Source organism: Brevibacterium sp. JSBI002, from assembly GCF_026013965.1.
Classification (GTDB): Bacteria; Actinomycetota; Actinomycetes; order Actinomycetales; family Brevibacteriaceae; genus Brevibacterium.
The window spans coordinates 3,054,539-3,072,424 of the sequence record NZ_CP110341.1 but is presented as its reverse complement, the minus strand read 5'-3'; the positions used below and the strand labels follow the sequence as shown (position 1 = coordinate 3,072,424).

Here is a 17,886-nt window from a genome sequence, read left to right as displayed (position 1 = left end):
ATGTGCCGGGTTCCCTATCGGTTCGTCGCCGGAAGTGGCACGCTGGAGTCATGGTCTCTCACAGCGTCGTCCCATTTCACAGTGTCGTCCCGCCCTATCTCCTCGATGCGATCGCCGAGCGCGGCACCGAGCGGTTCCCGAAGGCCGCGGCCGCCGCGGCCAACTGTCGGATGTCCGATGAGAGCTGCCGAAACCTGCGCCTGGCGGGTCTGAGGTACACACCGCCGGCCGATCTCGGCAAGGACGAAACCGCGCTCGCCGCCCCCGGATCGGCAGGGGTGCAGCGTCTCATCCACGATGCGCAGAACACCGAGGTGCTGCCCGGCGAACTCGTCCGCTCCGAGGGCGAAGAGTCCGTCGACGATGAGCCGGTCAACGAAGCCTATGACGGGCTCGGTGCTTCGTATTCGCTGTTCTCCGAGGTGTTCGGGCGCGATTCGCTCGACGGCGCGGGAATGCCGCTCATGGCCAGCGTCCACTACGGCAAGGACTACGACAATGCCTTCTTCGACGGCCGCCTCATGGTCTTCGGCGACGGCGACGACGAAGTGTTCACCGGGTTCACCGGTTCGCTGTCGATCATCGGCCACGAGCTCTCCCACGGCGTCATCAGCCACACCGCCGACCTCGAATACTTCGGCCAGCCGGGAGCACTCAACGAGCACTGCGCCGATGTCTTCGGCGCCCTGACCCAACAGCACGACGCGGGACAGAATGCCGAGGACGCCGACTGGCTCATCGGCGCCGGAATCTTCACCCCCGAGGTGACCGGACGTGCCCTGCGGTCGATGATCGAACCCGGCACAGCCTATGACGACGACGTCCTCGGCAAGGATCCGCAGCCGGCGCACATGAATGACTTCGTCACCACCGACTCCGACAACGGCGGGGTCCACCTCAATTCCGGGATCCCGAACCGCGCCTTCGCGCTCGCCGCCACCGCCGTCGGCGGTCCGGCCTGGGAGAGCGTCGGACAGGTCTGGTACTCCGTCCTCACCGGGTCCGAGATCACGCAGCGCACCGATTTCGCGGAGTTCGCAGAACTCACCATCGCCGAGGCGGCCGACCAGTTCGGAGCCGGATCCGACATCCACGATGCGATCGTGTCCGGGTGGGATACCGTGGGCATCTCCCACGCAGGTTCGGCGCGCGGAAACCAGGGGAGCAGCTGGTGAACGAGAAGTCGGCCGAAGGCTTCGGGCGTCTGCTCGTCGAACGCTCGGGCGGGATCGGCGGGATGCTGCTCGTCTGGGAAGTCGACATCGACGCGAGCAGTCGGCGCGATGACCTCGGCCCGCGCATCGCCGATCTTCCCTGGTCCGACGGCGGGCAGAGTGATGATGCGCCGCAGTCCACGGGGGCTGACCGTTTCGCTTATCTCATCGAAAGCCGATTCGGGCGAGTGCGCTTCGGCGAGGCCCAGATGCCGCCGGAATGGAAGCAGCTGGTCGATGATGTGCGGGAAGTCGCCGAACCACAGAGGCGACAACCCGGCTGACCCCTATGCTGGAGGTCATGACCGACTCCAACCATGACCCGGGCAGCGACGCTCGGACGACGGCCGAGAAGAACGAACGCGACCTCGAAGCCGGAGTCCACACCGACCTCAAGGAGTCGATGACCTACGGGTCGTATCTCGACCTCGACCGGCTCCTGGGCGCCCAGCACCCCGTCAGCAGTCCCGAACATCACGACGAGCTGCTCTTCATCATCCAGCACCAGACCACGGAGCTGTGGTTCAGGCTCGTCATCCACGAGCTCCTCGATGCCCGCCGCCTTATCGCCGACGATGAGCTGCAGACCGCGCTCAAACGCATCGCCCGCGTCAAACACATCCAGAAGACCTTGACCGAGCAGTGGTCGGTGCTCGCTACGCTGACGCCGAGCGAATACGTCGGGTTCCGCGATCAGCTCGGCCGAGCCTCCGGCTTCCAGTCCTGGCAGTACCGGGCCGTGGAGTTCCTGCTCGGCAACAAGAACCGCGCCATGCTCCCGGTCTTCGACGGGGAGCCCGAAGCACATGCAGCCCTGGAGCAGTACCTTGAGGAACCGAGCATCTACGACGAGTTCCTCGCCTGCCTGGCCCGCCGCGGTCTACCGGTGCCGCAGCGGCTCCTCGACCGAGACAAGTCGGTCGCTCACACCTTCGACGAGGAACTGTGCGATGCCTTCCGCATCATCTACGAGAACCCGCAGAAGTACTGGCAGGAATATGAGAGCTGCGAAGAACTCGTCGACCTCGAGGAGAACTTCCAGATCTGGCGCTACCGGCACATGCGCACGGTGCTGCGGATCATCGGCATGAAACGCGGAACAGGCGGTTCGAGCGGGGTCGGATTCCTGCAGAAGGCGCTCGATCTCACGTTCTTCCCCGAGCTCTTCGACATCCGCACCGGCATCGAGAACGGACCCGGCATCAGTCCAGAAGGGATCTGAGCAGCACCTTCAGCCGAGCAGCAGGTTCCTCACCTGCGGGAAGAACGGGGAGTCGGGGTCGATGACATCGGCATGGTTCGCCCCCGGCAGCTCGGTCAGGGCGGCGGGAAAGACACGGGAGAATTCGACGTCGACGGTGGCATCGGCATCTCCGTGGATCGAATGCATGTCGACCCGTGGCGGGATGAGGGCCGCCCGTGACCGCGGATCGTGGCGCAGATACACCTCCAGGTCGTCCTCTGGCCGCACACCCATATAGTCGAGGACTGCCCCATCGCCGAGGTTGCCCTCGACTTCCCGCAGCAGATCGGTCACCGGTGCCAGAGGGCGCAGACGGATCCGCGGTCCCTCCGCGGGCAGATGCGAGGCCCAAGCGAGGACGAGGCAGCCACCGGCCGAGTGGCCAGAGACGATCAGATTCTGCCTCGCGTGTTCGCTGACGCCCCAGCTCGGAAGTTCGGCACACACCGAATCGATGCCCGCGGTGACATCGTCGAGCAGGAGCGGCTGACCGCCGAGTCGTCGATACTCGACGGAGGCGACGAGCACCTCGGCCTCCGCCAACGCCCGAGCCAACGGCCGGGCATGGGCCAGGTCGGTGCGGGGCCGGAAGTAGCCGCCGTGGACGAAGACCACCGTCGCCGAGGCGGCCGCCGGGTCACCGAAGACCTCGACGAACTGCTCGGGGGAGTCCCCGTAGACGTGCCGGAAGGACGGCACCATGGCGGCCCCGGCAGCTGAGAGTTCGGGAATGCGCACGGACTCGACGCTCATCCTTCGGAACCCCGAGGTGCATTCACCCCGCCGATGCCGGTTTCGTCGGCGCGAGTTCCGCCTGAGTCGGTCAGATCGGCGGCCTCCGACCGGCCGGCAGCGTCCGCCGCGCCAGGCACGTCGGTCCCGCCGACCCCACGTGCGCGGTCGACCTCGCGCGAGCGTTCGACGAGGTCGCGGACGCGGGTGAGTTCGGGCAGCTTCGGGTCGAGCGTGTCACCGGAGGACTGTCCACGCAGTCGGCGACCGACCCATGGGGCCAGGTACTCACGGGCCCACCGCGACTCCTCGCTCATCACCTCGCGGATCGCCCGCGTCGGACGTGCCGGAAGGCCGAAGCCCTTGACCGGCAGGGAACGACCGCTCTCCAGGGTCGCCAGAGCCTGTTCGGCGACGAGGTGGTGGCCCTCCGTCGACAGGTGGATGCGGTCATCGGCCCACATCTGCGCGGCGTAGAGCGACCGCAGGCCCCACAGGTCGACCATATGGCAGCCGTGCCGCTGCGCGATCGACCACAGATGGGCGTTGTAGATCCCCACGCGGGGCCGCACCGCACGGATGAGCGGGGTGCTGAACTCGGTATCGAAGCCGTTGCACATGAGCACCTCGATGCCGGCCTCACGCATCGCGATCACGGCACGTTCGAACTTCGCGGCCAGGGCATCGATATCGGCCTTCGGACGCAGGCAGTCGTTGCCCCCGGCGCAGAGGCTCACGAGGTCCGGCTTCATTTCGAGGACCTGCGGGATCTGGTCATCGACGATGCGGTCGAGCAGCCGACCTCGGATGGCCAGATTGGCATAGGACAGGTCCGGGCTGCCCACCGACGATTCGGTGAGCATGAGCGCGAGCCGGTCGGTCCAGCCGCGGTACCGATCCTCGACCCTGGGGTCGGGATCCATCAGACCCTCACTGAACGAGTCTCCGATTGCGACGTATGAGGTGATCGGCTCAAGCATCAGGGGTCCTTCTCTCTTTGTGCGATGCATCCAGACTATACGCCGGGACAGACACGGCCTACCCCGCAGTAGCCACCAGTACTACCTGACGGCGGCCCAGCAACCTGGCGCGAGGTTGCTGGGCCGCCGTCAGGTAGCAATTGGCAGGGAAGGGGGAGAATACTCTCCCCGCCGGAGGCCTTCGGCCAACTCGGCGAACGGCCGTGAGGTCACCGAGTGGAATCACCGAGTGGCGTAGACTCGTGACCGCACAGACGTCGTCGCCGACCCCCTCGCTAGGAGCAGAATGTATCGGTCAGTCCCGGTCCCCGCAGCCACAGATTTCGTCATCACGAACGCGCGGATCGTGCCCGTGGCCGACGCGTCCGGGACCCGTGCCGAGGCGATCGAATCCGGCACGCTGACAGTCAAGGACGGCCGCATCACCGAGGTGGCCCCCGGCTCCGTCGACACCTCATCCCTCCCCGCGGACACCGAGGTCATCGATGCCGGCGGACGCTGGGTCCTGCCCGGCTTCATCGAAGCCCACGGCCACCTCGGCGTGCATGAGGACGGTGAAGGCTGGTCCGGTGACGATACGAACGAGATGACCGATCCCAACGGGGCGGGCCTGCGCGCGCTCGACAGCATCGACCCCACCGACCTCGGATTCAAGGATGCGCTGCGCGGGGGTGTCACCTCGGCGCTCATCAAACCCGGCTCCGGCAATCCCATCGGTGGTCGCACCGCCTTCCTCAAGACCTGGGGACGGATCGTCGACGAAATGCTCGTGACGCAGGATCTGTCCGTGAAGTCCGCCCTCGGCGAGAACCCGAAACGCGTTTACGGGGAGAAGAAGGTCACCCCATCGACGAGGATGGGCACCGTCAAGATCATCCGCGACGCCTTCGTCGAAGCGCGGAACTATCAGGCCAAACGTGCACAAGCGGAAGCCGACGGCACCCCATTCGACCGCGACCTGGTCAAGGAGACCCTGGCCGACGTCCTCGACGGCAAGCTCGCATGGGACCAGCACTGCCACCGCGCCGACGATATCGCCACCGCCATCCGCCTGTCCGAGGAATTCGGCTACCGCCTCGTCATCAACCACGGGACCGAAGGCCACAAGATCGCCGACTTCATCGCCGCCAAGGGCATCGACGTCATCCTCGGGCCCCTGATGACCTCCCGGTCGAAGGTCGAACTGCGCGACCGCACCCTGGCCACCGCGGCCTCGCTGGCCGAGGCGGGGGTGCGCATCGCTCTGACCACCGACCATCCGGTCATCCCGATCAACTTTCTCATCCACGAAGCCTCGCTGGCCGTGAAGGAAGGCCTCGACCCGATCGTCGCGATCGAAGCGCTGACGATCAATCCGGCCGCGATCTTCGGCCTCGAGGACCGGCTCGGCTCCTTGGCCGTGGGCCGTGACGCCGATATCGTCATCTGGTCCGGCGATCCGCTCGATCTGAACTCCCGCGCCGAGACCGTCTTCGTCTCCGGCCGGCGCGTCTTCGACTACGACGCCGCGTCAGGAACCGCGCACATCGCCGACCCGCTCGGCCCGACACTCATCAGCGAGCCGTGAGCGACAGAGAACTCGAGGACGTCACCACCACCGAGGTTCGGGTCGAGGACCCGACCGAACCGGGTCCTGTCCGCGGTTCGTCCCCGGCCCCGGTCTCCGGCGGCAATCCGGAGGCCGGATCCCAGGCCCTGCGCGAGCTGCTCGAGCGCACCCGACTGCAGCGACTTGCCGAACTGCGGGACTCCTCACCGGAGCCCCAACCTGAGGACATCGCTAAGGCCGCGGCGGCGAAGGCTGCGAAGTCCGAACGCAGCGGCGGGCGGTCGAAATCCCGCACCGACCACCTCGGTGCGTCTCAGCGCATCGCTCAGAAGGTCGCTCGGCGCACCGTGGGCAGACTCGTCTCGGGTACGACGGAGAACACGCAGCCGGTGCCGATCGTCACCGCCCTCAAGGGCACCCCGTATCAGGCGCCAGTGCAGGCGAACGAGCCGAGCGAAGACGAAGCCCGGATGATCCTCGACCTCGCCGCCGATATCGCGGCGATGATGATGCGCGCCGGTGCCGGCACCAGCGATGTCGAGGTCTCCGTCATCGCTGCGTGCACCGCGTGCGGTCTGGCCACCGTCGAGGTCGATCTGACATCGAACACCCTGGTCGTGCACTATTCGACCTCGGACGGACGTCTGCTGACGGTGATGCGGGTCAACCGCGGTGAGTCCACGCATTACGCGAAGCTCGCCTCGGTGCACAAGCTCGTCACCGACCTCGTCGACGGGCGTCTCGAATTCCATGAGGCACGCAGTCGTCTCGACGCGATACGCACGCAGCGGCGACCGTTCCCCGAATGGTTCACCACCGGTGCCTGGGGCTTCATGGTCGGTGCCCTCGTCCTGCTGCTCGGAGGAGGCCCGATCGCGATTCCCCTGGGCATCACGATGGCCATCGTCGTGTTCCAGTTCGGCAAGCTGCTCGGCCGCACCCACCTGCCGTCGTTCTTCACCACGGCGATTCAGGCAGCCTCGGCGACGCTCATCGCCACCATCGCCGGCGACGTGGGAATCATCGCCTCACCGCAGTACCTCGTGGCTGCCGGAATCGTTCTGCTGCTGCCGACGCAGTCGCTGTATTCGGCGGTTCAGGATGCGCTGACGAACTTCCCGCTGACCGCGGCCGGGCGGGTGGTCGGGGTATTCATGACTCTGGCCGGCATCGTCTCGGGCATTGCCCTGGGAATCGTGTGCGGTCAGGCCATCGGGCTCAGTCATATCGAAGTGCTCGTGCCGAAGTCGAGCCCGCATGTGGTCACGGCGATCCTGTCGATGGTCGCGGCGGCCGTGGTGGCGATGTCCGGTGCGGTGGCGATGTCGGCCAGGCGCCGGTTCATCCTGCCTGCGGCGCTGGTCGGCCTTGCTTCGCACATCACGATGATGTCGCTGACGCTGTTGGACGTCGACAATGTGCTTGCCAGTCTGCTGGCGGCCACCGTCACCGGTTTCCTGTCGCGGCCGCTGGCGCTGCGGCTGGGAGCTCCGGCGATCGTGCTGATGATTCCCGGCATCTACACCCTGCTGCAGGGGCTGTCGATCTTCACCGCTGTCTATCAGATCGCGTCGGAATCGGAGAACGTCTCCTTCGCTGTGGGGCTGTCCTCGCTGTTCACCGCGATCCTGGCGAACGCGGCGCTCGCTGTCGGCGCTGTGCTCGGCAGCTATCTGGCGCTGCCGTTGAAGAACCTCAAGAGTCAGAGCTCGGCTGAGGAGAAGGTCGAAGAGGTGCGCAGCGGCGAGACATCGACCGCTGTCATCGACTCGGTGCAGCCCGGTGGCGCGAAGACCCAGTCGAGCGGGTCTGCAGGTTCGAGGATTCAGTCGGAAGAGGCCGGGGGAGAGAAGGCTCAATCGGGCGAGACCGGAGGAGCGAAGCCTCAGCCGAATGGGGCCGGAGGAACGGGATCCTCAGAGGAGACCGCGACCGGTCCGATTCAGATCTGATCCGGACTCAGATCGGACCGGGGCTCACCCTTGATCCGGGCCAAGCTCTGATCCGGGCTCAGGCCTGATCCGGCAGGGCCCAATCGATCGGATCGATGCCCTTCTGGGCGAGCAATTCATTCGTGCGCGAGAACGGTCGCGAGCCGAAGAATCCCCGCCGTGCCGACAGAGGTGAGGGATGCGCGGATTCGATGATGGCCACCTCGGCGTTCCCTGATGTCAGCAGGGGAGCGAGGTTCCGGGCATCGCGGCCCCAGAGGATGGCCACAAGCGGCTGATCGCGTTCGATCAGCGCGGTGATCGCCCGCTCCGTGATCTCCTCCCAGCCCTTGCCGCGGTGGGACGCGGGTTCGCCGGGAGAGACGGTCAGGGCGCGGTTGAGCAGCATGACCCCCTGACGCGACCAGGCACGCAGGTCCCCGTGCGGGGCCGGCGGGATGCCGAGGTCGGACTCGAGCTCCTTATAGATGTTGCCCAGCGACCGCGGCAGAGGGCGGACATCGGGATCGACGGCGAATGACAGGCCGATGGCGTGGCCGGGCGTGGGGTAGGGGTCCTGGCCGACGATGAGCACCTTGACCTCGGACAGCGGTTCGGCGAAGGCGCGGAAGACGAATTCCCCGGAAGGCAGGTAGGCGCGGCCGGCGGCGATCTCGTCGCGGAGGAAGTCGCCCATCGAATGGATGCGCTCCTCCACTCCGGCCAGAGCGGTCGCCCAGTCGGGGGACATGGTCTCGGTCATCGGAGGCGTCGACGTCATGGGCACGAGTTTAGCGATGCTCGGCGGACGAGGTCGCGCTGGGACAGTGGTGTCAGCTTCCAAGGAATGGGCGGCGCAGGAACGGCGGTGCTGTCGCCAGCGGAGGGGAAGCGGGGGCGGGAAGCCACCACGGACATGATTGTTGGGTCGATCCACGGTGGTTTCCTCACTGAAACCACCGTGGATCGACCCAACAATCCTCCATCCCCGCTCAGAGGAGGGAGGGGAACGGTGCAAACGTCGGCACCGCCTCGGTGAGGGTGCACGAGGATCTCGGCGCCACCCCGGCGAGCGCAGACGAAAACGTCGGCACCGCCTCGGCGAGGGTGGGAATCGACCTGCGTGCATGTGCACCAAGCGCAGATCGGGTGTGCGCGATCGCCTACCGAACCGGTGTATTGCCGTTCGGCGCTACGCGTTATGCTCGGCCTAAGGAGTTCATCGTTGAACGAAAGGACCGAAATGTCGGAATTCCCAGAGGCCAAGAACTGGAAGATGCTCATCGGCGGTCAGTGGGTCGACGCCGCTGACGGCGACACCACCGATGTCATCACCCCGATCGACCGCAACGTCGTCATCGCCAAGGTGCCCAACGGCAAAGAGGCCGACGCCGACCGCGCCGTCAAAGCCGCACGGAAGGCCTTCCCCGAGTGGGCGGCTCTTCCGTTCAAAGAACGCCAGAAGAAGCTTCTGGCCTGTGCCGATGCGCTCGAAGCCGCTTCGGAGGAGCTCGCCCAGCTGACCGCTCTCGACACCGGCAACGCGATCCGCACCCAGGCTCGCCCGGAGACGATCATCTTGGCCGACCTGTTCCGCTACATGGGCGGCGTCGCGGGCGAAGTCAAGGGCAACACCCTGCCCGCCGGAGACAAGCAGCTCCAGTACACCAAGCGCGTGCCCCTGGGTGTCGTCGCCGGCATCCTGCCGTGGAACTCGCCGCTGATGATCGCCGCGTTCAAGACCCCTGCCGCGATCGCCGCCGGCAACACGATCGTCCTCAAATGCGCCGAGGATGCACCGCTGACTATCCTCAAGATGGCCGAGATCATCGCCGATATCCTCCCTGCCGGTGTGCTCAACGTCGTCACAGGCAAGGGCTCGGTCATCGGTGAGGCCCTCAACGTCCACCCCGACGTCGACAAGGTCTCATTCACCGGATCGACGAGCGTCGGCCGTCACGTCGCCGAGCTGGCCGGTGGTCGACTCGCACATTCGTCGATGGAGCTCGGCGGCAAGTCCCCGAACATCATCTTCCCGGACTCGAACGACGACGACACCCTCGAGCAGGTGCTGCTGTCGACCCGCTTCGCCCGCCAGGGCCAGTCGTGCACCATGGGCTCGCGTCTGTTCCTCCACGAAGACATCTACGACGATTTCCTGTCCAAGCTCGTCGACGCGGTGTCGAAGATGACGGTCGGCGACCCCCGCGATGAGTCCACCGACATCGGCTGCATCATCAACCAGAAGCAGTACGACCAGGTCGCCAGCTACATCGAGATGGGCAAGTCGATGGACGGCGTCGAGATCGCCTATGACGGCTCCGATTCGCTGGAAGTCGGCGAACCCGGCTTCTACCACGCGCCCGTGATCTTCTCGAAGGCGAAGAACGACTGGCAGACCAGCCGTGAAGAGATCTTCGGCCCCGTCCTCTCGGTCATCCCGTGGAAGGACATCGACGAGGTCATCGACATGGCCAACGACTCCGACTTCGGCCTCGCGGCCTTCGTCTTCACCAAGGACGTCGACGCGGCCCTGACCATGGCCAACCGGATCGAATCCGGCTGGGTCCAGGTCAACCAGGGCGGCGGCCAGCTGGCCGGCCAGTCCTACGGCGGCATGAAGACCTCCGGATTCGGACGAGAGGCATCGCTGGAAGGAATGCTCGAAGGATTCACCCAGATCAAGCAGGTCAACATCCGCATCCGCTGATCCGATCTCGCCGAGGCGGGTCTGCCCGCGCGGTCGAATGTGGGGTCGATCCGATCCTCGTGATCGGGTCACCCGGTTCGCCGAGGCGGCCCCGCCTCGGCGAAAGTCGTTCCCTTCACCCCGTCGACACGGTCACCGATCCGGTGCCGTGTCGACGGGGTGATGCGGTTGTGGGCGCAGCGGCCGCCGGGCATGTGCGAGCTGCCGTCCCGCGAGCCGTGCCCCGATCGGGACCGACCTCACAGCCTCGGCGGCGCGCCGGAAATTTCGGTACCGCCGATCCGGCGATAGGATAGAAGCACAGACACCTCTCGAAGGAGCACAACCTCTATGCCGCCGAACGACGACACCTCAGAACTGAGCGAGCTCGAGGTGGCCGTTTTGGAGTTCGAGCGGCGGTGGTGGAAATACGGAGGCGCCAAGGACCACGCGATCCGTGAGCGCTTCGACATGTCTGCCACCAGCTACTTCCAGATCCTCAACTCGCTTCTCGACAACCCTGCAGCTCTGGCCAGCGACCCCATGCTGGTCAAGCGCCTTCGCCGAATCCGCAGCACGCGGCAGAGCGAACGCGCCCAAGCCCGCGTCTCGAGGTAGACATGACCGACGAATTCGACGAGATCGAGCCCGGCCGGCGCAGCGGTGCCCATCGACAGGAGTCCGCGGCGTCGTCGAACATCGGTGCCATCTCGCTGGTCATCATCCTCGCCCTGGTCGCCGTTCTGCTGGTCGTGGCCGCCATCAACATCATCTTCTCCTCGATGGGCAATCCCGAGTCGAAGATCGCCGACCCTCCGGCGTCCGAATCGTCGTCGGCCGAACCCTCGCCGAGTGAAAGCGAAGTCAGCGTCGCAGACGACTCGATCACCGTCGACGTGCTCAACGGCTCCGGCGTCTCCGGTGCTGCGAAGAAGTTCTCCGAGGCGGTCGAGGAGAAGGGCTGGAAGCTCGGGCAGGTCGGCAACTATTCGACGAACCTCACTGATTCGACCGTGTACTACAACGGCGAAGAGAACGCGTCCCAGGCCAAGCTCGTCGCCAAGTCGCTGGGAGTCTCTGCCACGGAGGCCTCGTCCGACTTCGAGGCCGACGTCACCGTCGTCATCTGTTCGGACATCGCCGATCGCGGTCCTGAACCCAGCGAAGGCGGGGACTCAGAGTGATCCGAAGCGATTCGGTGGCGCAGCAGCGCAGCTGAGTCGGCGGGATCGGTTCGGGCTCGGCCGCTTCGGTTATGAGGGCATGAGTCGGCGGGACTCCTCGGTTGCGGCGCGCGCGTGACCGTGTCGGCCGCCTCGGCGAATTTCTGACCGAACGGTCTGATTTCATGCGTCGCGATCCCCGCTGTGAACTGGGCAGGAACCCTTAGATAACGAATCTATAACAGTGCTGAACCACTCTAGGCGGGATGCGTGCCTGCGGTAGAGTTGCAACAGCTAGGCAAGCACAGCACCTTGTGTTCTATTCGTGCTTCACCGAGATTATTCTCTAGAGGTCAATGAGGGAAGTCGCGGGGTCAGTTGAGTTTTACTAGCTTCCGTATCTCGGGTGGGGTCATCTGATCGCGGCTGCGATGCGGGATTTCAATGGCACTGCACTGTATGGAGAAGTAATGGCACAAGGTACCGTCAAGTGGTTCAACGCTGAAAAGGGCTATGGATTCATCACCCTCGAAGGCGACAACCAGGACGTGTTCGTTCACTGGAGCGCAATCCAGATGGACGGCTACCGCTCTCTCGAAGAGGGCCAGCAGGTTCAGTTCGAAGTTGGAGAAGGACAAAAGGGTCCTCAGGCGGAGTCCGTCACCCTCCTCTGAGACTGGCTGCTGTCAGCACAGTTTTCTGATCCGCTGCGGCAGGGCGTCGGAACGGCTTTCGGGCCGACAGGCACCAATCGCACGGGGGAAGCGCCGAGCAGGCAACTGCTCGGCGCTTTTCAGTGCCCGCGGCTTCGAAATGCATATGCGCCGCTCAAGATCACCTCCTATGAATCTTGAAGCCGTTGATGCGAAATGCTCGGGGCAGTAGGGCGTTTCGCGCTGGGCCGAACTGCCCTCCGCACCTTCACCGCGCGCCGACAATTCGCGGATCGCAGTCGCCCTCACCCGTCTTGGCGGGCGACAATTATTTGCACTCGCATGGGGAGAGTGCTAAATCTAGTACTGGTGAAAACCGATGGATTCCCACCAGTCGTCTCGAGAGCGTGGTCCATATGTGGAATGGAACATGCGGACACACTCTCTGCCGTCGCGGGCGTTGATGACTGCTCTGGATTCCCACTCCACTCCATCAGGGAGGATCTAAGCCGCTATGGCAAAGATGATTGCATTCGACGAAGAAGCTCGTCGAGGACTCGAAGCTGGCCTCAACCAGCTTGCGGACGCGGTCAAGGTGACCCTTGGACCCCGCGGTCGCAATGTCGTGCTCGAAAAGCAGTGGGGCGCACCGACCATCACCAACGATGGCGTCTCCATTGCCAAGGAGATCGAACTCGAGGACCCCTACGAGAAGATCGGCGCCGAACTCGTCAAGGAAGTCGCCAAGAAGACTGACGACGTCGCAGGCGACGGAACCACCACCGCTACCGTGCTCGCACAGGCTCTCGTCCGCGAAGGCCTGCGCAACGTGGCAGCCGGTGCTGATCCGCTCAGCCTGAAGCGCGGCATCGAGAAGGCCGTCGAGGCCGTCACGAACGTGCTGCTGAACAACGCCATCGACATCGAGACCAAGGAACAGATCGCCGCCACCGCTGGCATCTCCGCCGGAGATCCTGCAATCGGCGAACTGATCGCCGAGGCCATCGACAAGGTCGGCAAGGAAGGCGTCGTCACCGTCGAGGAGTCCAACACCTTCGGACTCGAGCTCGAACTGACCGAGGGTATGCGCTTTGACAAGGGCTACATCTCCGGTTACTTCGTCACCGACACCGATCGCCAGGAAGCTGTCCTTGAGGATCCCTACATCCTCATCGTCAACTCCAAGATCTCGAACGTGAAGGACCTGCTGCCCGTCCTCGAGAAGGTCCAGCAGTCCAACAAGCCGCTGTTCATCATCGCCGAAGACGTCGAGGGCGAAGCCCTGGCCGTCCTGGTGCTGAACAAGCTCAAGGGCACCTTCAAGTCCGTGGCCGTCAAGGCTCCGGGCTTCGGTGACCGTCGCAAGGCTCAGCTCGCCGACATCGCCATCCTCACCGGTGGCCAGGTCGTGTCCGAGGAAGTCGGGCTCAAGCTCGACAGCGTGACCACCGATCTGCTGGGCACCGCCCGCAAGGTCGTCATCACCAAGGACGAGACCACCATCGTCGAGGGCGCCGGAGACGCCGAGGAGATCGCCGGACGGGTCGCTCAGATCCGCGCTGAGATCGAGAACTCGGACTCCGACTACGACCGTGAGAAGCTGCAGGAACGTCTGGCCAAGCTGGCCGGCGGTGTTGCAGTCATCAAGGCCGGAGCCGCCACCGAGGTTGAGCTCAAGGAAACCAAGCACCGCATCGAAGATGCCGTGCGCAACGCCAAGGCTGCCGTGGAAGAGGGAATCGTCGCCGGTGGCGGCGTCTCGCTCATCCAGGCTGGCAAGGCTGCATTTGCCGACCTCGCACTCGAGGGAGACGAGGCCACCGGTGCCAACATCGTCAAGGTTGCCATCGAAGCCCCGCTGAAGCAGATCGCCACGAACGCCGGCCTCGAAGCCGGTGTGGTTGCCGACAAGGTCGCCAACCTCGAAGCCGGATTCGGTCTCAACGCCGCAACCGGTGAGTACGAGGACCTGCTGGCCGCCGGCATCAACGACCCGGTCAAGGTGACCCGCTCTGCTCTGCAGAACGCCGCCTCGATCGCCGGTCTGTTCCTCACCACCGAGTCGGTTGTCGCCGACAAGCCCGAGAAGGCCGCCGCAGGTGCAGACGCAGCTGCCGGTATGGACGGAATGGGCGGCATGGGGTTCTGATAGCCACCGCTTGTTCGATCGGCCGTGCCGGTGCCCGCAAGGGTGCCGGCACGGCCGTTTTCGTGCTGCGGCTCCCGGATCCCGGCCCGATGGCCAGATCGTTCACGCGGACGTGTCCGCTCGTCGTGAGTCGGCGACCATCATCGCCGAGGCGGCCCGTCGACCCGTTGTTCCGCAGCCTCGCCCCGCATAGGCTGGACCCATGACTTTCACCGGAACCGATTCCTGCGGAAACAGTCCGAAGAACGTCTTCGTCGCGACGTTCGAGGAGAATCTCTTCAACGGCGGCAGAGAAGCACTCAACGAGGTGATCGCCGACGACTGCGTGCTCCATATCGTCCACGCCTCCGACGTCGAAACCCACACCGGCCGGGACGCCGTCCTCGAGGCGCTGTTGACATTGTCCGGCCAGTCTCGCGAGGTCGGCCACCTCGAAGCGGCGATCACCCACGGCAAGGCCGCAGCCGCATGGGGATACCGGCAGGCCGAGGCCGACGACCTGCGGCACTTCTCGCACACGATGTGGTTCACCACGCACAAAGCTCAAGACTTCGGGCAGATCCGGATCTTTCAAGTCTGAGCCAGAACAGGGTCCGCTGGACCGGAGCCGTGCCCTCAGTCCCAGGGGTTATCGCGGTTATGGCGGCGATGCGACGGCGCCGGTCCCGCTCTTCCCGGCGTGAGATCTGTCCGGGAGAGTACGGCGGATGGGAAGGATGCGGCGGCTGCAGGCCCGTACCGAAGTCGGCTTCATAATCCCGCTCGGGAGCTTTGCCCTCTTCGAGCTGTCGCTTGGCCTCAGCATCACCGAGCTGGGCCCGAGCCCTGCGGGTGAGCTCCTTCTTCCGATTGCGGATGATCTCGTCCTTACGTGCGATGTGCCCCAAACCGCCGAGCAGCGAGGGAATGATGACGAAGATCGGCCAGAAGAAGATGAACCCTCCAGAAGCGATCGACGAGATCGCCCAGATCGCCAGCACGATCCCGACCGGCCCGGCGACTGCACCCAGCAGTGACCGGCGCACCCGGTCCCGGTAGTACTTCTGCGCCGCGGCATCGATCTGCTCCGGCGTGATCGGCACCCGGTCTGCCTCGAGGCGAGCCAGCGCCTGCGCGCGGCCCGCATCATCGAGCCTGCCAGGCTCGACTTCGGCGGGATCAGCGAGGACGAGATCCTCGATCAGTGCTGGTACTTCACCGAGCGTCTTGATCTTCGTGGCCGCCTCGGTGCGTTCATCGAACTCCTCAACGTCGAGCTGACCGAGGGCATAACCCTCCGAGAGGACATCACTGACGACCACGCGATCGGCATCTGAGGCCCGGACCTGCCCATACGATCGGGGATCTGCGCTGAACCGCGACCAGAGGGGACTGGCGTTCATGGTGAATACTCTAACCCCGCGGTCAGCGGTGAGCCTGCGGATCAGCCGGGAATCGGGCTGTACTAGACTCGACCGTGTGGAACCCGTCGTCGTGCTCATCCTCTTCGCCGTGTTCCTCGGCGCATTGTCCCAGCGCGTCACCGGGATGGGATTCGGCCTGGTCAGCGGTCCATTTCTCGTCCTCCTCCTCGACCCGTTCAGCGGCGTCATCCTCGTCAACATCTGCGGAATCGTCGCCTCATTCTCCGTCTTCGTCCGCACCTTCGCCGAGGTGGAATGGCCGCCGTTCCGACATCTTGCCTTGGGCGCGGTGATCGGCACCGTCCCCGGCGCGCTTCTCTCGTCATCGATGCCCACCCCACCGCTGCAGATCCTCATCGGCGCACTCATCATCGTCTCCCTCATCAGCTCGCTGACCTTGGGAAAGCTGGGCCGATCAATCCCCGCGAACCTCGGCACACGGATGACGGCCGGGCTCTTCTCCGGGGCGATGTCGGCGGCAGCCGGCGCCGGGGGACCGGCGGTGAGCGCCTACGCTGTGCTGACGAATTGGGAACAGCGGTCGTTCGCGGCCACTCTGCAGCCCTTCCTCGCCGTCGGGACCGCCTCGGCGGTGGTGATGAAGGTGATCGTCCACGGAGGGGCCTGGCCGCATCTGGAGTTCGGAGTCTGGATCGGGCTCGGTCTCGTCCTCGTGGCAGGCCTTGTCGGCGGTGATCGGCTGGCCCGTCACATCGACGTGGGCATCGCGCGGATCGGGATGCTCGTCCTCGCCTTCGGCGGCGGAATCGCGGCCTTGGTCAAGGGCCTCCTGGCGCTCGTCTGATGCGGTGGCGCATGGGCCGTCTGAGACGGTGGTACGCGGGGCGATGACCGGTGCCGTCTGACCTGCGCACACCGGTGTCGCATGATCTCGTGCAGCTGTCTTCCACCGCCGGGTCCGAGCCATCATCGGCGGTCAGGGACTGAGCGGATGTGGGGCACAGGCTCAGACGGCTGTCAGTTTCATCGGGCATACTGTTCGAGGACAAAGCTAGCCTGGGAGGCATGGATCGTGACTGAAGTATTTCTGTTGCTGCTCGTAGTTCTCGGGGCCGTTTTCTTCATCGGCCACCGCAAGGAGAAGAAGCGGCAGCAGGAATTGCACGCCGCTGAACTTCAGCAGGTGAAGAAGACTGCTGAAGAGGACGTCACCGCATTCGGTGAGGAAGTCGCCGAACTCGACGTCATCACCGCGGGCGTCGAGCTCGACACGGGCGGAGCGCAGGACTACAAGCAGGCGCTCGACTCGTACGACGTCGCGAAAGAGACGCTCGAAAAGGTCTCCGAACCCACTGACATCCGCCACGTCACCGAGGCTCTCGAAGACGGCCGCTACGCCGCCAAATGCGTTCGCGCCCGGGTCGAAGGCAAGTCTCTGCCGGTGCGTCGCCCGCCCTGCTTCTTCAACCCGCAGCACGGCCCTTCGGTCGAAGACATCGACTGGGCCCCGGCCGGCGGCCAGCTGCGCCCCGTTCCGGTGTGCGCCGCCGATGCCGAACGCGTCGCCGTCGGTGCCGATCCGCTGGTGCGCAAGGTTGTCACCGGTGACGGACACACCCGTCGTGCCTACTGGGAGGCCGGACCCGCTTACGCCGAATACAACCGCGGCTACTTCAACTCATATGCCGGCTCCGGCCTGCTGCCCGGCGTCCTCATGGGCGCCATGATGTTCGGCGGAATGGGCGGCGGCTGGGACGGCGCCTACGGCGGCGATATGGGTGACGCCGGTGGCGATATGGGCGGCGGTGACGGCGGTGGCTTCTTCGGAGGCGACGGCGGTGACGGCGGCGGCCTGTTCGACGGATTCGGAGACATGTTCTGATGGACACGATCGAGATCCGCGGCGATTCGATCAGGCTCGGTCAGCTGCTCAAACTCCACGGAATCGCCGAACACGGTGCCATGGCCAAGGACATGATCGCCGACGGTGAGGTCAGCGTCAACGGTGAGGTCGAGACCCGCCGCGGTGCCACGATCCGTCCCGGCGACCGCATCGAAGCTCTCGGCGAAGTCATCGAGGTGGCCGCCGAGGAAGGCTGAGAGTTTTCAGATATGAGATGGAGGGCGTCCTCGCGGGGACGCCCTCCATCTGTCTGATCGGATTGAAACGCTGTCTGTTCAGACTGAACTGTTCTCTGTTCGGGCTGAGCTCCCTACTG

Annotated in this window: 18 protein-coding genes; 14 read left to right on the top strand and 4 right to left on the bottom strand. The window is 65.1% G+C overall.

Annotated elements, in window-relative coordinates; all coding sequences use genetic code 11:
- Window positions 1-50 precede the first annotated feature (50 nt).
- Genes LJ362_RS13960 through LJ362_RS13950 form a run of 3 tightly spaced genes read left to right on the top strand, consistent with a single transcriptional unit; the run spans window position 51 to window position 2,436 of the window.
- Window positions 51-1,175: a M4 family metallopeptidase gene (locus tag LJ362_RS13960; protein ID WP_264799644.1), complete on the top strand. Its 1,125-nt coding sequence runs from the start codon at window positions 51-53 to the stop codon at window positions 1,173-1,175.
- On the top strand, window positions 1,172-1,498 hold the full coding sequence (locus tag LJ362_RS13955) for a protealysin inhibitor emfourin (protein ID WP_264799643.1): 327 nt from the start codon (window positions 1,172-1,174) through the stop codon (window positions 1,496-1,498). The genes LJ362_RS13960 and LJ362_RS13955 overlap by 4 nt, the downstream gene beginning before the upstream one ends.
- Before the next feature lie 17 nt (window positions 1,499-1,515).
- Complete coding sequence (locus LJ362_RS13950) at window positions 1,516-2,436, top strand: tryptophan 2,3-dioxygenase (protein ID WP_264799642.1); 921 nt, start codon at window positions 1,516-1,518, stop codon at window positions 2,434-2,436.
- 9 nt (window positions 2,437-2,445) lie between these two features.
- On the opposite strand, the gene LJ362_RS13945 is transcribed toward LJ362_RS13950, so the two are convergent.
- Both LJ362_RS13945 and LJ362_RS13940 read right to left on the bottom strand, forming a co-directional pair.
- Window positions 2,446-3,210: an alpha/beta hydrolase gene (locus LJ362_RS13945; RefSeq protein ID WP_264799641.1), complete on the bottom strand. Its 765-nt coding sequence runs from the start codon at window positions 3,208-3,210 to the stop codon at window positions 2,446-2,448.
- Window positions 3,207-4,169 carry an SGNH/GDSL hydrolase family protein gene (locus LJ362_RS13940; RefSeq protein WP_264799640.1) on the bottom strand — a complete coding sequence of 321 codons (963 nt, stop codon included), beginning with the start codon at window positions 4,167-4,169 and terminating at the stop codon, window positions 3,207-3,209. The genes LJ362_RS13945 and LJ362_RS13940 overlap by 4 nt, the downstream gene beginning before the upstream one ends.
- 286 nt (window positions 4,170-4,455) lie before the next feature.
- Between LJ362_RS13940 and LJ362_RS13935 the strand changes: the two genes are divergently transcribed.
- Both LJ362_RS13935 and LJ362_RS13930 read left to right on the top strand, forming a co-directional pair.
- Window positions 4,456-5,736, top strand: coding sequence for an amidohydrolase (locus LJ362_RS13935; RefSeq protein ID WP_264799639.1), 1,281 nt, complete (start codon window positions 4,456-4,458; stop codon window positions 5,734-5,736).
- Window positions 5,733-7,670 (top strand): threonine/serine ThrE exporter family protein, encoded by a 1,938-nt coding sequence (locus LJ362_RS13930; RefSeq protein WP_264799638.1) that lies wholly within the window; start codon window positions 5,733-5,735, stop codon window positions 7,668-7,670. Before LJ362_RS13935 ends, LJ362_RS13930 begins: the two co-directional genes overlap by 4 nt.
- Window positions 7,671-7,728: 58 nt before the next feature.
- Here LJ362_RS13930 and LJ362_RS13925 read toward each other — a convergent pair whose 3' ends face one another.
- A complete protein-coding gene (locus LJ362_RS13925; RefSeq protein WP_264799637.1) occupies window positions 7,729-8,430 on the bottom strand; it encodes a uracil-DNA glycosylase in 702 nt (233 codons plus the stop codon).
- A gap of 462 nt (window positions 8,431-8,892) precedes the next feature.
- Between LJ362_RS13925 and LJ362_RS13920 the strand changes: the two genes are divergently transcribed.
- The 6 genes from LJ362_RS13920 to LJ362_RS13895 all read left to right on the top strand — a co-directional run bounded on the left by LJ362_RS13920 (window position 8,893) and on the right by LJ362_RS13895 (window position 14,883).
- Window positions 8,893-10,359: an aldehyde dehydrogenase family protein gene (locus tag LJ362_RS13920; protein ID WP_264799636.1), complete on the top strand. Its 1,467-nt coding sequence runs from the start codon at window positions 8,893-8,895 to the stop codon at window positions 10,357-10,359.
- A gap of 330 nt (window positions 10,360-10,689) precedes the next feature.
- Window positions 10,690-10,956, top strand: a complete 267-nt coding sequence (locus tag LJ362_RS13915) for a DUF3263 domain-containing protein (protein ID WP_025780444.1) — start codon at window positions 10,690-10,692, stop codon at window positions 10,954-10,956.
- 2 nt (window positions 10,957-10,958) lie between these two features.
- On the top strand, window positions 10,959-11,522 hold the full coding sequence (locus tag LJ362_RS13910; protein WP_264799635.1) for a LytR C-terminal domain-containing protein: 564 nt from the start codon (window positions 10,959-10,961) through the stop codon (window positions 11,520-11,522).
- A 449-nt stretch (window positions 11,523-11,971) separates the two neighbouring features.
- Entirely contained in the window at window positions 11,972-12,175 is a 204-nt protein-coding gene (locus tag LJ362_RS13905; RefSeq protein ID WP_025780447.1) for a cold-shock protein, read from the top strand.
- 493 nt (window positions 12,176-12,668) lie between these two features.
- Window positions 12,669-14,303, top strand: a complete 1,635-nt coding sequence (groL, locus tag LJ362_RS13900) for a chaperonin GroEL (RefSeq protein WP_264799634.1) — start codon at window positions 12,669-12,671, stop codon at window positions 14,301-14,303.
- Between the two features lie 202 nt (window positions 14,304-14,505).
- Window positions 14,506-14,883, top strand: a complete 378-nt coding sequence (locus LJ362_RS13895; RefSeq protein WP_264799633.1) for a hypothetical protein — start codon at window positions 14,506-14,508, stop codon at window positions 14,881-14,883.
- On the opposite strand, the gene LJ362_RS13890 is transcribed toward LJ362_RS13895, so the two are convergent.
- Window positions 14,831-15,685: a DUF1707 domain-containing protein gene (locus LJ362_RS13890; RefSeq protein ID WP_264799632.1), complete on the bottom strand. Its 855-nt coding sequence runs from the start codon at window positions 15,683-15,685 to the stop codon at window positions 14,831-14,833. The genes LJ362_RS13895 and LJ362_RS13890 overlap by 53 nt on opposite strands.
- Before the next feature lie 76 nt (window positions 15,686-15,761).
- Between LJ362_RS13890 and LJ362_RS13885 the strand changes: the two genes are divergently transcribed.
- The 3 genes from LJ362_RS13885 (at window position 15,762) to LJ362_RS13875 (ending at window position 17,767) form a co-directional block, all read left to right on the top strand.
- The gene (locus tag LJ362_RS13885) at window positions 15,762-16,511 is read left to right on the top strand and encodes a sulfite exporter TauE/SafE family protein (RefSeq protein ID WP_264799631.1); all 750 of its coding nucleotides are present in this window, start codon (window positions 15,762-15,764) and stop codon (window positions 16,509-16,511) included.
- A gap of 228 nt (window positions 16,512-16,739) precedes the next feature.
- On the top strand, window positions 16,740-17,549 hold the full coding sequence (locus LJ362_RS13880; protein ID WP_264799630.1) for a hypothetical protein: 810 nt from the start codon (window positions 16,740-16,742) through the stop codon (window positions 17,547-17,549).
- Window positions 17,549-17,767, top strand: coding sequence for an RNA-binding S4 domain-containing protein (locus LJ362_RS13875; RefSeq protein ID WP_264799629.1), 219 nt, complete (start codon window positions 17,549-17,551; stop codon window positions 17,765-17,767). Before LJ362_RS13880 ends, LJ362_RS13875 begins: the two co-directional genes overlap by 1 nt.
- The last annotated feature ends 119 nt before the right edge of the window (window positions 17,768-17,886 follow it).

Bases quoted from the DNA above. Each gene is read 5' to 3' on its own strand.
- LJ362_RS13935 (WP_264799639.1), top strand. From the start codon at position 4,456: ATGTATCGGTCAGTCCCGGTCCCCGCAGCCACAGATTTCGTCATCACG.
- LJ362_RS13920 (WP_264799636.1), top strand. From the start codon at position 8,893: ATGTCGGAATTCCCAGAGGCCAAGAACTGGAAGATGCTCATCGGCGGT.
- LJ362_RS13925 (WP_264799637.1), bottom strand. From the start codon at position 8,430: ATGACGTCGACGCCTCCGATGACCGAGACCATGTCCCCCGACTGGGCG.
- LJ362_RS13950 (WP_264799642.1), top strand. From the start codon at position 1,516: ATGACCGACTCCAACCATGACCCGGGCAGCGACGCTCGGACGACGGCC.
- LJ362_RS13895 (WP_264799633.1), top strand. From the start codon at position 14,506: ATGACTTTCACCGGAACCGATTCCTGCGGAAACAGTCCGAAGAACGTC.
- LJ362_RS13875 (WP_264799629.1), top strand. From the start codon at position 17,549: ATGGACACGATCGAGATCCGCGGCGATTCGATCAGGCTCGGTCAGCTG.
- LJ362_RS13940 (WP_264799640.1), bottom strand. From the start codon at position 4,169: ATGCTTGAGCCGATCACCTCATACGTCGCAATCGGAGACTCGTTCAGT.
- LJ362_RS13945 (WP_264799641.1), bottom strand. From the start codon at position 3,210: ATGAGCGTCGAGTCCGTGCGCATTCCCGAACTCTCAGCTGCCGGGGCC.
- LJ362_RS13890 (WP_264799632.1), bottom strand. From the start codon at position 15,685: ATGAACGCCAGTCCCCTCTGGTCGCGGTTCAGCGCAGATCCCCGATCG.
- LJ362_RS13905 (WP_025780447.1), top strand. From the start codon at position 11,972: ATGGCACAAGGTACCGTCAAGTGGTTCAACGCTGAAAAGGGCTATGGA.
- LJ362_RS13960 (WP_264799644.1), top strand. From the start codon at position 51: ATGGTCTCTCACAGCGTCGTCCCATTTCACAGTGTCGTCCCGCCCTAT.
- LJ362_RS13910 (WP_264799635.1), top strand. From the start codon at position 10,959: ATGACCGACGAATTCGACGAGATCGAGCCCGGCCGGCGCAGCGGTGCC.
- groL (WP_264799634.1), top strand. From the start codon at position 12,669: ATGGCAAAGATGATTGCATTCGACGAAGAAGCTCGTCGAGGACTCGAA.
- LJ362_RS13915 (WP_025780444.1), top strand. From the start codon at position 10,690: ATGCCGCCGAACGACGACACCTCAGAACTGAGCGAGCTCGAGGTGGCC.